The organism is Nonomuraea sp. NPDC050451 (genome assembly GCF_044458585.1).
This window is the reverse complement of sequence record NZ_JBITHZ010000002.1, coordinates 1-12,745: the sequence shown is the minus strand read 5'-3', so window position 1 is coordinate 12,745 and position 12,745 is coordinate 1. Positions and strand designations below refer to the sequence as shown.

Annotated in this window: 10 protein-coding genes; 7 read left to right on the top strand and 3 right to left on the bottom strand. The window is 68.5% G+C overall.

Annotation, left to right across the window (positions count from 1 at the left end; translation table 11 throughout):
* Positions 1-23: 23 nt before the first annotated feature.
* A complete protein-coding gene (locus tag ACIBI9_RS06085) occupies positions 24-614 on the bottom strand; it encodes a ClpP family protease (protein ID WP_192787173.1) in 591 nt (196 codons plus the stop codon).
* A complete protein-coding gene (locus ACIBI9_RS06080; RefSeq protein WP_397220849.1) occupies positions 611-1,237 on the bottom strand; it encodes a ClpP family protease in 627 nt (208 codons plus the stop codon). The genes ACIBI9_RS06085 and ACIBI9_RS06080 overlap by 4 nt, the downstream gene beginning before the upstream one ends.
* Before the next feature lie 1,156 nt (positions 1,238-2,393).
* Between ACIBI9_RS06080 and ACIBI9_RS06075 the strand changes: the two genes are divergently transcribed.
* The 4 genes from ACIBI9_RS06075 (at position 2,394) to ACIBI9_RS06060 (ending at position 6,215) form a co-directional block, all read left to right on the top strand.
* Entirely contained in the window at positions 2,394-3,635 is a 1,242-nt protein-coding gene (locus tag ACIBI9_RS06075) for a hypothetical protein (protein WP_397220848.1), read from the top strand.
* Positions 3,541-3,966, top strand: coding sequence for a CHAT domain-containing protein (locus ACIBI9_RS06070; RefSeq protein WP_397221808.1), 426 nt, complete (start codon positions 3,541-3,543; stop codon positions 3,964-3,966). The genes ACIBI9_RS06075 and ACIBI9_RS06070 overlap by 95 nt, the downstream gene beginning before the upstream one ends.
* Positions 3,967-4,888: 922 nt before the next feature.
* Positions 4,889-5,833: an ISL3 family transposase gene (locus ACIBI9_RS06065; RefSeq protein ID WP_397220847.1), complete on the top strand. Its 945-nt coding sequence runs from the start codon at positions 4,889-4,891 to the stop codon at positions 5,831-5,833.
* Entirely contained in the window at positions 5,823-6,215 is a 393-nt protein-coding gene (locus ACIBI9_RS06060) for a transposase (protein ID WP_397220846.1), read from the top strand. The genes ACIBI9_RS06065 and ACIBI9_RS06060 overlap by 11 nt, the downstream gene beginning before the upstream one ends.
* Here ACIBI9_RS06060 and ACIBI9_RS06055 read toward each other — a convergent pair.
* Positions 6,159-6,893 (bottom strand): hypothetical protein, encoded by a 735-nt coding sequence (locus ACIBI9_RS06055; RefSeq protein ID WP_397220845.1) that lies wholly within the window; start codon positions 6,891-6,893, stop codon positions 6,159-6,161. The genes ACIBI9_RS06060 and ACIBI9_RS06055 overlap by 57 nt on opposite strands.
* Positions 6,894-7,715: 822 nt before the next feature.
* Between ACIBI9_RS06055 and ACIBI9_RS06050 the strand changes: the two genes are divergently transcribed.
* Genes ACIBI9_RS06050 through ACIBI9_RS06040 form a run of 3 tightly spaced genes read left to right on the top strand, consistent with a single transcriptional unit; the run spans position 7,716 to position 12,601 of the window.
* Positions 7,716-8,096: a hypothetical protein gene (locus ACIBI9_RS06050; RefSeq protein WP_397220844.1), complete on the top strand. Its 381-nt coding sequence runs from the start codon at positions 7,716-7,718 to the stop codon at positions 8,094-8,096.
* A 2-nt stretch (positions 8,097-8,098) separates the two neighbouring features.
* Positions 8,099-9,022: a hypothetical protein gene (locus ACIBI9_RS06045; protein WP_397220843.1), complete on the top strand. Its 924-nt coding sequence runs from the start codon at positions 8,099-8,101 to the stop codon at positions 9,020-9,022.
* Positions 9,023-9,034: 12 nt separating this feature from the next.
* Complete coding sequence (locus ACIBI9_RS06040; protein ID WP_397220842.1) at positions 9,035-12,601, top strand: CHAT domain-containing protein; 3,567 nt, start codon at positions 9,035-9,037, stop codon at positions 12,599-12,601.
* The last annotated feature ends 144 nt before the right edge of the window (positions 12,602-12,745 follow it).

Below are 12,745 nucleotides of genomic sequence, written 5' to 3'. Positions count from 1 at the left end.
GCTTGCCGGGGTTGTTCTCGGGCCTATGAGTGCTCCTCGATGATCTGATCGAGGAGCCCGTACTCCAAGGCCGCGGTCGCGGTGAACACGCGATCGTGATCGGTGTCGGCGCGTAGGGTCTCGATCGTCTGACCGGTGTGCCGTGACAGGATGCGCTCGATGTCTGCCCGGACTCGTACAACCTCGTCGGCCTGCAAGATGAGGTCGGGGATCGTTCCGCGCCCCTGAGCGGCTGGTTGGTGCAGGATCACGCGTGCGTGGGGGAGAGCGGCACGTTTTCCCTCGGCACCCGCGGCGAGAAGGACGGCACCGACCGCGACGGCTTGTCCGACGCAGGTTGTCGAAACCCGCGGGCGGATATGGCGCATGGTGTCGTATATCGCGAGCATCGCACTCGGATCACCACCTTCGCAGTTGATATAGAACTGTATTTCGGCATCGGGGTTGTCCGACTCCAGAAAAATCAGCTGCGCGATGAGCGCGTTGGCGACGCCCGCGTCGATCGCGGTGCCCAGATAAACGATTCGCTCGGTGAGCAGGTGCGAGTAGACATCCATGATCCGCTCGCCACGGGGATTCTGCGCGATGACGTTCGGTATCGTATATGTGGTCACTTGCCGACTCCTTCGGTGACGCCGAATCCGGGCCGCGGGCGATTGTGCGGCGCGACTTCTTCGAAGGTCTGCACGATCGCATCTATGAAACCGTAGTCGAGCGCCTCTTGCGCTGTGTACCAACGATCGTGCAGAGAATCCTCGAATATGCGCTCGACGGGCTGGCCCGTGTCCTCGGCGATAAGACCGAGCACCGTGTCGCGAGTATGCCGGAGGTCGTTGGCCTGCAGTTCGATGTCGACCGCGGTGCCACCGATTCCCGCCGAGCCCTGGTGCATCAGGACGCGTGCGTGCGGCAGGGCGCGGCGCTTGCCTCGGGCCCCCGACGACAGCAGGAATTGCCCGGCGCTGTAAGCGATGCCCAGCACGAGGGTCGATACGTCACAGGGAATGAGGCGAATGATGTCGCGAATCGCCAGCATCGAGGGGACCGAGCCGCCCGGGGAGTGAATCCACAATGCGATATCGGTCGACGCGTCCTGGGTGGCGAGTGCCATCAGTTGCGTGGCCAGCAGTGTCCCGTTGTCATCGTCGAGAGGGCCGTCGAGAACGAGAACACGCTGCTCGTAAAGCTCGCGTCTCATCCGCTGGTTGAACAGGGGAATTTTCGATTCTTCGCTCATGCGTCCATCATGTGAGGCGATTCGGATCGGCGTCGACACGATCCGCCTGCGGCAGATCTGCTCTGAGCAGCGTGACCTCCTGAGCAGGGGCATATGGTCACGCTCCGCAGGGCACTCGGGTCGGCTTCAGGGCGCATCTGGTCAGGAGCCGGTTTCCGGATGGGCACCTGAGCATTCGCTCGGCATGGACAGCGGATCGAGTGTCGCCAGTCACTACTCGGGGCAGAGGACGGCGTCCCCCGTCCTGGAGGCGAGCGGGTCGATGGCGGGATCGCGGTGGGCGCTGGCCAGGGTGAGGGACATGGCGAGCTGGACCCGCCCCGTCCCGCGAGCCGAAGGTGGGGGTGGTGAAGCCGGGCGAGCTGCTCTTGACGGCCTTGTACTCACCCTGGCTCTCGCACACCTCGAGGGTGGGTAGCGGGGATCCGTGGGCGGCCGGCCGGCGTTGAGCTCCTTTAGTTCCTCCTTCGTCAGCAATTCGTACGTGTCCAGCGCTCCGGGTGAAAGGCGCTGAGGTCGTCGGCGGTGGAGATCACGCCTCCGGCGGCGTAGCCGTCAGCTCGGCGAATGCCCTCCGTACGTCTGCTCATTCCGGTGAGGAGCCGATGGTCGCGCCTGCTGGTGCAGATACGCGTCGACGGGCCGGGCACGGTGCACCTGTCCAACGGGACCACGGTCGAGGTCGAGAACGACGGGGCACCGAGCTGGCCGACCTCATCGTGGTGCCCGGCAGCGGGCCCGGCGCCAACACGGGCGCTCCCGCCGAGATCGCCCGCGGCACGCTGCCGAAGGCGCTGGCCTGTACCGCTTCAGAATCCGTCGCAGGGTGCTTGACCTGCGGATCGACCTGAGGTGGCGGCTCGGGCCAGGATCAGTTCCCGTGCCTCTCCGTCTCCTCTGTCTGCTCATGATCCAGGTGTTCGGCTTGCTGATGCTCCTGTGACGTGGTCAAGCGTCCAAAGACATGGAAATCATGGTGCTCCGGCATGAGCTGGCTGTGCTGCGGCGTCAGGTCGTCCGGCCGAAGCCCAACTGGGCCGATCGAGCGGTCCTGGCCGCCCCTCCGACCAGCAGGTATCACAGAACGTGATCGTGGGTAACGACCGCTTGGAACATTGAGCGGCTGAGAGGGATGGCCATGTTTGACGGTCGCTGGATGCACGGTGCGCTGGCCGCGCTGGTCCCGCTGGGGCTGACCGCGGGCCAGCCCGGCCCGTCCGGGTCTCCGGCGCGGGAGAAACCCCCGGTCGTGCTGTTCCCCGCGTTCCATTTCACCAAGCTCCAGGCGACCGTACGCGACCAGACCACGGCGCCGGGCTGCCCGCGCTCTGGCACCTTCCAGGACTGGTTCCGCAACGACCGGCCGAGCAGGTTCAGCCAGGTCTGCCGAGACCGGCTGCTCACCCTGCGCTACCGCGACGATCCGTCGCTGCCGATGCCGCGGCGCTTCGCCGAGCAACCGGGCGTCACCGTCGAAATCATGGACTACAGCCGCACGGACAGCGCACCGTACTACGAGGCTCTCTACCGCAGGCTGGAGACCAACGGGTACGTCCGCGACCGGGACATCCGGGTCGCCGGGTACGACGCCCGGCTCACCCCCGACATGGGCGGCTTCTTCGAGCGCACCCGCCGGCTCATCGAGGACACCTACCGCGACAACGGCGGGCGGCCGGTGCACCTGGTCGGCCACTCCAACGGGCCGCTGTATGCCCAATACCTGCTCACCCACACCAGCCAGGCATGGCGAGACCGCTACATCCACGGCTTCACCCCGATCGCGGGCAACCTGCCGGGGCAGGGCCTGATGTACTCCCTGATGTTCACCGGGCAGAACATCCAGGACTTCGGCTACCCCACGACCAGGCAGAACGCGCGGAGCAGCGCGCGGATGTACCAGAGCGCCCCCTCGACCTACATGAGCGCGGCCGACCCGGCGGTCTTCGGCGACCGTGAGGTCGTCATCCGCGAGTCCTCTACGGGCCGCTCCTACACGCCTCGCGACTATCGGCGCCTGTTCGCCGACGCGGGGCTGCCGACGGCCGGGAAGATCGCCGCGTACTACATCGGCTTCGTCCGGTTCGCCGATCCGAGGTCGTACCCCGACGTGGACGTCTACGGAGAGAAGGGTTCCGGTTTGCCCACGGTCGTCGGGGCCCGGCTGGCGAACCTGTCCACCGGCCAGATCGCCGACCCCGGTGGCTTCCTGCGGCGCGACGGCGACGGTAACCAGGAGGACATCACCAACAACGCCATCCTGGCCTGGCGGGCCATGCGCTGCCATCACTTCAGCCTGACAGACAATCCCGGCGTGGAGCACGGCGCGCTGCCCAACGACCCCGCCCTACTCGACCGCCTGGTCACCGTCCTGGGCCGACCGCGTACCCGCTGCCGGTAGCCGGCTGCGGGGGGCCGAGTTCGCGTATCTGTCGGTCTGCGGCACGGGCCAAGCCGGGCACCGGCTGCCCGACGAGGCCCTGCATAGCGGCGCCGCGTGCCACCTCGCGGGATTCGCCGACGTGGTGGCCTGCCTGTGGCCACTCTCGGACGACTTCGCCGTACGGGCCGCTGAGGCGTTCTACCGGCAGGCCGCGGCACGCGGCCGTCCCGGGGCAGAGGCCCTGCATGACGCCTTGCACGAGCTGCGATCCGCTGCCCCCCAGCATCTGGCGGGGCTGCTGCACTTCGGCTGGGCAGCCGAAAGCGCTACACCGAGCCGGCCGCCTTGAAACGGTGCGAGCCGATGCTCCAGGTGAACCGCGCGGCCGCAGGTCGAACGCGCCGATCACCTGGTGCAGGGGTGAATGTGTTGCGACCCAGGAAGTGCCCGGCCAGGGTGCCATCGCGCGATGGCCGGGCCTCCTTGCGCACAATGGCCCGCCGCTGGTGCTGATCTCGGCTCAGACCGGAACGTGGCAAAGTTCCCAGTGGGTCCTGCCGGGGCTGTTGACTGGCTTTCGGGTGTACGCGGTGGACATGCGCCGACGCGGCAGGTCAACGTGGACGGGGGATTACTTCCGGCGCAGAGTAGGGGAAACCGAGCGTGTTCTGCGGGAGGTGGTCGGGCGGCCGGAGATCGTGACGGGCAGCTCCTCCGGTGGACCCTTGCTGACGCAGCCTGCACTGATCCGCAAGGTGGTGACCTGAGCCGCTGAAGGCACTCGCAGATCGAAGACCGCAGGCTATTGTGGTCGGCGGGGTTGTCGTGGATGGTGCCGTTCGTGCTCGGTGCGTGCTCGTACGCCCCGTCACGCGTCGTCACGAGCAGAAGTGCTGCGGTCTTCTCAGCGGCGGCCATCGCCACCTGGGGGAAGACCGAGGTGTCGGCGGTGAAGGAGTCAAAAGTGTGCCCTGGCGTTTCCTGCACGACCTTCATCTCTACTCCGGCGGCCGGCATCAGCGAGGCGGCGCCGTGGCGGAGATCGTGGAGGGGCTGGGTGGCAAGATCCGCCGTGGCAGGCCTCGCTGGGGGTGGAATCCCGACACCGGAAATATCGGCAGGTCGTTGACTGGTGGCAGTGCGCCATGCGGGCTCTTCGAACTTGATCGGGGTTTGAGGTCTCACCGGGCTCGGGAGGCTTGAGAGACCTCGTGGCTCGGTGGTCCTTCTTGTTGTCGAGGCAAGAAGATCACATCAGAGAAGCCACGAGCATGGTCAACGATACGACGCTGCTGCTCGGCTTGGACGGGGTGGCCGTCACGAAGGTCGTCGCCGCAGGACAGGGACCGCAGGAGGGGCCGGTGCTTCACCTGGCCACTGCGGATGAGAAGGCCAGGCGCTGCCCGCAGTGCGGGGTTGCTGCGGTCCGCATGAAGGAATGGGTTATCACCCGCCCGCGGGACCTCCCGATCGGCGGGCGGCGGTGTACGTTGCGCTGGCGTAAGCGTCGCTGGTGCTGTGATCAGGCGTCCTGTCCGCGTCAAACGTTCACCGAGCAGGTGCCGCAGATCCCCGCGCGCCCGCGGCTGACGGTGCGATTACGCCAGGCCGCCGGTGCCGCTGTCGGTGATGGCGGGCGAACGGTGATCCAATCGGCACGGGATCACGGGGTGTCCTGGCCGATCGTGTTCGCCGCGTTCACCGAGCACGCTCATCGGGTGCTGCCCGCCCAGCCCGAACCGGTCATTGTGCTGGGTATCGACGAGGTCCGCCGCGGCCGTCCTCGCTGGGTACTGGAGGAGGCCACCGGCACCTGGGCAACGGCGGTGGATCGCTGGCATTCCGGCTTCGTGGACCTGTCCGGCGAGCAGGGCCTGCTCGGCCAGGTCGAGGGCCGCACCATCGCCGCCGTCACCAGCTGGCTCAGTGAACGTGAGGCGGCCTGGCGCGAGCAGGTGGCCTTCGTTGCGATCGACATGTGCGCCATCTTCAAGTCCGCCGTGCGCGCCATGTTGCCGCACGCCACGCTGGTGGTCGACCACTTCCACATCGTGCAGCCGGCCAACCAGGCGCTCACCGAGGTCCGCCGCCGCGTCACCGTGCAGATCCGGGGGCGGCGCGGCCGCAAGGGCAACCATGAATGGGAACGGCGCAACCGGCTCACCCCGCTCCGCGGCCCGGATGCACGGCTGTCAGTTCGATCCGATGATCGATGACCTGCAGGCCCTGCCCGCACGGCTGGGTCGGCCGATCCTGGCCGCCTGGAACGCCAAGGAAGACCTGCTGGACCTGCTCGCTCTGGCCCGCACCCATCCCGACCGGAGCACCATCGCCGACCGACTGTTTCGGTTCTACGACCGCTGCGCCCCCTCTGGCCTGCCCGAACTCGAACGCCTGGCCACCACGATCGATCCGTGGTGGCCCGAAATCCTCGCCTTCATCCGCACCGGCATCACCAACGCCGGCTCCGAAGGTACCAACCGCGTCATCAAGACCACCGCCCGCGACGCCTACGGCTTCCGCAACCCCGAAAACCAGCGATTACGCACCAGCTGCGCCACCACCCGACGCGGCCGCGGACACCTCAACCCCGCCTGAATTCGAAGAGCCCTTATGGGCGTCTGTACTCCAACAAGGGAGCGATGACGCCATGGCGCGCAGATCACGGTGCGCGGCGGTGGCATCGCGCAGACCGGCGAACCACTCCGCGTGATCGGCCGCCGCCAGCCACGCCACGGCCAGCACGCAGGTCACCGCTCCGACATCGCCCGCCGGCCTCACCCCCCTCTCGGCCCGCGCGCGCAACGCGGGCAAGCTCCTCGGCGCGGCCTCGGGCAAGAGAGCGAGCAAGCGTGCCACCCTCGCCACGACCTTCGGGGAGGCATCCTTCAACCATCGCGCGATCGCGTCGACGTTGGCGGTCATGGCCGCCCGTGCGAGCGCCGCGTGGTTGGGCTCGGGTCCGGCGGCGGGATCCCAGGACACGTCACGGTGCGGCTGAGCCAACGCGATGTCGGTCATCAGGTCCACGACCAGTCCTCGGTGGGGCTGCCGCGCGATCCTCACGACTTCCAGCAGATACGGCATCAGGTACGGGGCCGCGGCGTACACCTCGCCGGGCGTGCTCATCCCTTGGAACAGCCCGCCCCGCAGCCGCCACACCGGCGACCTGTCCGGCGAACCTGACGGCGCCGCCGCGAACTCCCGCAGCAGGCCGGGCACCGCGACCGGGCCTCCAGGCCAGTACCCGAGCCGCCCCCACGGCACCTCGTCCACGCCCTCTAATTTCACATCACCCCTTCAGACCATGAGAACCGCGACAACCACCACCGGACTGCCTCACCATGTCCATATGTGTTGACTTTCCTTCGCGCAACAAGTCGGCCATGGCGTAGTTAACGCATTCGGCGACGGCAAGCAGCGGAGCACCCGTCCCGGCGATGCGCGCTCCCGCAGCATTTCAAAGATCAACGACAATTCTGACCTCTGCCAGAATCCGGGCCTCGGCTCGGACACACTGCACTGCCTCCTGTCTCCTGCCTCCGGTCGTGACTGTGGTTGGTGCACTCGTCTCACCGTAAAAGCACGCGCCCGGCGGGCGCCCACACCAAGCGCGTCGACGATCTGCTTCGCGATGGACGGACCGCGGTTCACACCGAGTTCCTCCGCGTGGCCCAGGCCATCTGACCGGTGGCCTCGGACCTCAGCACGAGGACTGGTAGGCCAGTCTTGGGATGTACTTGACCATTCGGCCGCGGTCACCGCGTCACCCGATGCGGAGCAAGGAAGGCGGTCAGGCGCTCCGGATCGGCGTCCTGCAGCCTGAAGGGTGTCAAAGCTAGCTCCAAGGCCCTGAGCTGCCTCTTCATGACTGCACCCCGTTGGTCAGTCGGCTCGCTGGTACTCGTTGATCAGCCCGCCGAGGGGGCCTTTGAGGGTTGGAGGTCCTTTACCGACGACCTTCACACGTAGATCGAGATATCAAGCGTCGTATTGGCGCTTGACGTCTCAGCGGGGAGGTCCCGTGCCCGGAATGCGATACCCGCCCGCCTCACTCGGCACCTTGGCCAGGACCCGCGGCTGCGTCATAGTAGCCGTGTGGGTGATGATCGCATCGCGACTGGCCTGGCGTACGTGTGCCATCATGCGGAAGAGCTGCGGCGAAACCTGAACGACGACGGCTCCGACCCGGACAAGCCGTTGCAGAGGCTTCGCACCGCGCTGGCGGAGAAAGCGTCCGAGGACGAGCTGCACGAGTTACTCGAAGCCATCCACCTCGCGGTTATCCAGGCCACCGGTGACCCGTGGGGTGTTTTCGGCCATGAAGCCGGGCGGTCGGTTCCCGTGGGCGTCGCCCCCATCGAGATCGTCTACCGCTGCCCGCTCGATCGGTGCGCGGGAAGAACACGCGACCAGTTGATCGGTGAGGCCCGCTGCGAGATGAGCGGGCGCGGGCTGCGACGCGAACGACTGGCCTGACGGTGAGCAACCTGCTCAGCGAGCTGGGCAAGAAGCTGGCCGAACGATGGTTGTCGCTGCTGGTCCTCCCCGGCGCTTTGTACCTCGCCGTCGCCTTCGCCGCCACGGCGCTCGGCCATAAACACGCCTTCGACGTACCCCGGCTGACCCGGGCGGTCGGCGATCAGGCCGCGAGCCCCTCGGTCGCGAGCACGGGCGGGCAGGTCGTCGTGCTGCTCGCTGTGCTTGGGGCCGCGGCGGCGCTGGGACTGGCCGCCCAGTCACTGGGCAGCCTGTGGGAACGGGTCGTGCTGGCGGCGGGCTGGCAGTCCTGGCCGGGACCGTTCGCGAAGCTGGCCGGGGCCCTGGTCGGCTTCCGGCGGCGCCGCTGGGACAACCTGAGCGAGACCGTACGTGAGCACCAGCGCAAGGTCATGTCACCGGGGCAGGACGATCGCCCGAACTCACTCCTGCGACGCCGCACGGCTCAGCGCCGGCTGCGCATCGCGGCCGAACGGCCCGAGCGGCCGACCTGGAGCGGCGACCGCATCCAGGCGGTTGCTCTGCGTCTGGACCGCCAGTACCACTTGGACCTGTTCGGGCTGTGGCCGCACCTGTGGCTGGTGCTGCCCGAGTCCGTACGCGCCGAGGTCACGGCCGCCCGTACCGATCTCAGCCGGGCCGCGACCCTGGCCGGGTGGGCGGTGCTGTACCTGCCGCTGGCCTGGTGGTGGTGGCCTGCGGCGCTGGTCGGCGCGGTCGTCGCCGCTGTCGCCCGGCATCGCTTCCGCGTCTCGGCCGACGCATACGCCCAGAGTCTGGAGGCCGCCGCCCGGGTCCACGCGGTCACACTCGCGACCGAGCTGGGGGTCGAGCACACCGGCCCGCTCAACACCGAGCTCGGTGACCGGCTCTACGGGCTGCTGACGCCTCCCCCGCCCGACTGAAGGAGCACGCGCATGACCACGGAGGAACCTTCGGTCGAGGAACTGTGGTGGAGGCTGGCCCAGACGCTGGCACGGGTGCCCGAGACGGGGCTGGAGTCGGTGCTCGACCCGGAGCTCGCCCAGGTCGTGGCCGCTCTGGCCGCCGCGCTCGATCCCGCCGATCCCGATCTACGGGCGTTGTACGCGATCGGCTACTGGCACTGGTATCGCCACCTCGCCCAACCGCCGGCCGACGCCGGCGACCCCACCGACCTGCGACAGGCGATCACTTATCTTTACCACTGCTACCGGGAGGGTGTTCCCCACGAACAACTTCCCCCGGCGCTGTTGCCGGTGTTCGCCGAGTTGGACGCCGAACGCGAAGAGGCCGACCTCTCAGGAGATGCCGACGCGGCCGTGCAGGCCTGGCGAGACCGCCTCGCGGACCTGCGGCCGGGCTCCCCGGCGTGGGTGCATGCGATGGCCAGGCTGGGCGAGGCGCTGCTGGGCCGCTTCGGTCAGCTGGGGACGCCGCGGGATGTGGACGAGGCGATCGCTGTCCTGCGGGCCGCCGAGGCGGCTTCCGACCTAGACGATGCGGAGGGACGGTCGGCCCTGCTGACGAACCTCGGCGTGGCCCTGGCCCAGCGTTTCGATCGGTCCTGGACCGGCGACGACCTGGACGAGGCGATCACGGCCTTCCGGCGCTCCGCGGAACTGAGCGAAGGCCAAGCCAGAGTGACGGCGGTGTCCGGCCTGTCCAACGCTCTGCACCTGCGCTTCCAGGTGGGCGGCGACCTGTCCGATCTCGACGGGGCGATCCGCCTCGGACGCGAGGCGGTGGCGGACATCGCCGACGACGCGCCCGACCGCGCGGGCGTGCTGTCGAACCTGGGAGCGATTCTCCAGAAACGGTTCGAACGCCTGGGTGAGGCCCTCGACCTCGACGAAGCGGTATCGCTGCTCGGCGAGTCGGTTCGTGCCGTTACCGCCGACGACCCCCGCCGTGCGATGCACCTGTCAAATTACGGTATCGCCCTGTTGTCGCGGTTCGAGTGGTTCAACGATCTGGAGGATCTGGAGGCCGCCGTACGGGCCCAGCGTGAAGCGTTGGAGCTGACCCCCGCCGAACATCCATCGAGATCCACTACCTTGATCAACCTGGCGACGGCTCTGCACCTGCGCTACCTGCGCACGGGCTCAATCGACGACCTCGAGCAGTCGATCGGGATGCTGGAGGAAGCCGTGCGGGCGCTCCCCGAAGGGCACCCGGCCCAGGCGTTCGCCCTGGCCAACTTGGGAGGCATGCTCACACTGCGGTTCGAGCGCACCAGGACACGCGCCCATGTCGACGCGGCCGTGGACCGGCTGCGCGAAGCGGTGGCCGCCACGCCGGCAGACAACCAGTACCTTCCGGGACGGCTGGCCAACCTGGGCAACGCCCTGCACTCACGTCATGACCTGACCGGCGCGCTGGAGGATCTAGAGGAGGCCGTACGGAGGCAGCGGGAGGCGCTGGAGCTCACCTCGGCCGACGACCCCGACCTCGTCGAACGGCTCACCAACCTCGGCAGCGCATTGCTGTCCCGTCACCAGCGTCTGGACGACCAGGAGGACCTGGACCGGGCGATCACCTGTTTCCGCCAGGCCGTCGAGGTCACGCCGCCAGGGCACGCGCACAGGATGACGTACCTGTCGAACCTGGGTGGAGCCCTCTACGACCGGTTCCGGCTGCTGGGCGAGCACGGCGACCTGGAGGAGGCCGACCACTGGCTCCAGGAGGCGGTCGAGGCGACGCCCGAAGGGCACTCCGGCCGCGGCTCGTACCTGACCAACCGCGGTGTCGTCCAGCACCAGCTCTTCCTGACGACGTCGGATCCGCAAGCCCTGGAGCAGGCCGTCGACATCCACCGGCAGGCCTTGGCACTCCTGCCGGAGAACCACCCCGTGCAGATGATCTGCCTGCGTAACCTCGCCGACGCGCTGCGCTCCCGGCACGAGCTCACCGGGTCACGGGACGACCTCGGCGAGGCGATCGGGCACCTGCGGACGGTCGCAGCATCGGACCTGGCCACCCCCTCAGAACGAGTCATGACCGGCCGACTCGCAGGCACGATGGCCGTCGAAACCAACCCCGGTCTGGCGGCCCGGCTGCTGGCCAACGCCGTACGGCTGCTGCACGAGACCGTTCCCCGCGAGCTCGTCCGTGGAGACCAGCAGCACGCCCTGTCCGGGCATTCGGGGCTCACCCAGGACGCCGTGGCGCTGGCCCTTCGCGACGAGGCCGACCCCGACGCTCCTTCCTTGGCGCTCGGACTGCTGGAGGCGGGACGCGCCGTCCTGCTCGGCCAGGCACTGGAGACCCGCGAGGAGCTCACCGAGCTCGACGCCGCGCATCCTGACCTGGCCGAGCGGATCTCCCGGCTGCGCGACTCACTCGACGACCCCGGGGAGCTCACCGGCCTGGAACGCAGGGAACTCGCTGAACAATGGCGTGCCGCGCTCGCCGAGGTCCGCGCGCTGCCGGGCTTCTCCGCCTTCGCCCTGCCGCCGAGCGTGGACGAGTTGGTGCGGGAGGCGGCGCACGGGGCTCTCGTGGCCTTCAACGTCAGCCAGTACGGCAGCCATGCGCTGATCGTCACCCCCTCAGGGATCGACGCGCTCGCGCTGCCCGGATTGGCGTTCGCAACCGTCGTCGACCAGGTCGTCGCCTTCTACGACGCGCTGGCCGCCACCATGACGGCGCCAGAACGGGACGCGCGGATCGCCGCGCAGCGGACCATCGGCGAGGTGCTGGCCTGGCTGTGGGAGCACGCCATGCACCCCGTCCTGGAGCACCTGGGCCACGGGCCCGTCCTCGACGAGGCCTGGCCCAGAGTGTGGTGGTTACCCGGCGGCCTGCTCGGGCTCCTCCCGCTCCACGCGGCGGGACGGGACGGCGACTTCGTGCTCGACCGGGTCGTCTCGTCCTACAGCCCGACGGTCAGGGCCTTGCGCCACGCCCGCAGGCATGCCTCGCCGGTCACCGGTCCCGCCCTGCTGGTGGCCATGTCCGAGACACCCGGCGTGCCCGGCCGCCTGCATCATGTCAAATCCGAGGTCGAGCAGATCGCCGCCCGGTTGCCTGGGTCCAAGGTGCTCGACGATCCGCCTCCGACCGGTGACACCGTACGCGAGCAGCTTTCCCGCTATCCGGTCGCCCACTTCGCCTGCCACGGGACGTGTGATCCGCTCGATCCCTCGCACAGCCGGCTCCTGCTGCACGACCAGCCGCTGACGGTGTCCGCCCTGGCCACGCTGCGGCTCGATCGGGTGCGGCTGGCGTATCTGTCGGCCTGCGAAACCTCGCTTTCCCTCGACATCACGCTGCTCGACGAGGCCATCCACCTCGCCTCGGCCTTCCAGGCCGCCGGGTACCCGCACGTCGTCGGGACCCTCTGGACGATCAACGACAAGATCGCCGCTGACATCGCCACCGACTTCTACGACCGGCTGAGCATGGGTCCCGCCCTGGCCCTGCACCATGCCGTCCGCGGGGTCCGCACCCGCTTCCCTTCCGTACCGAGCCTCTGGTCGGCCCATCTGCACAGCGGCGCCTAGGAGCTGTTTGGGGTTCGGATCTTGGTGAGGGTCGGTGGCGGGCTGGCCATGGCTGGTAGAACTCGGATGTGGCGCGCTTCGATGTGACCGATGCCGAGTGGGCTTTGATCGAGCCGCATCTGCCGTTGGCGGCTACCGGGCCGC

Bases quoted from the DNA above. Each gene is read 5' to 3' on its own strand.
- ACIBI9_RS06075 (WP_397220848.1), top strand. From the start codon at position 2,394: ATGCACGGTGCGCTGGCCGCGCTGGTCCCGCTGGGGCTGACCGCGGGC.
- ACIBI9_RS06080 (WP_397220849.1), bottom strand. From the start codon at position 1,237: ATGAGCGAAGAATCGAAAATTCCCCTGTTCAACCAGCGGATGAGACGC.
- ACIBI9_RS06060 (WP_397220846.1), top strand. From the start codon at position 5,823: ATGATCGATGACCTGCAGGCCCTGCCCGCACGGCTGGGTCGGCCGATC.
- ACIBI9_RS06040 (WP_397220842.1), top strand. From the start codon at position 9,035: ATGACCACGGAGGAACCTTCGGTCGAGGAACTGTGGTGGAGGCTGGCC.
- ACIBI9_RS06065 (WP_397220847.1), top strand. From the start codon at position 4,889: ATGGTCAACGATACGACGCTGCTGCTCGGCTTGGACGGGGTGGCCGTC.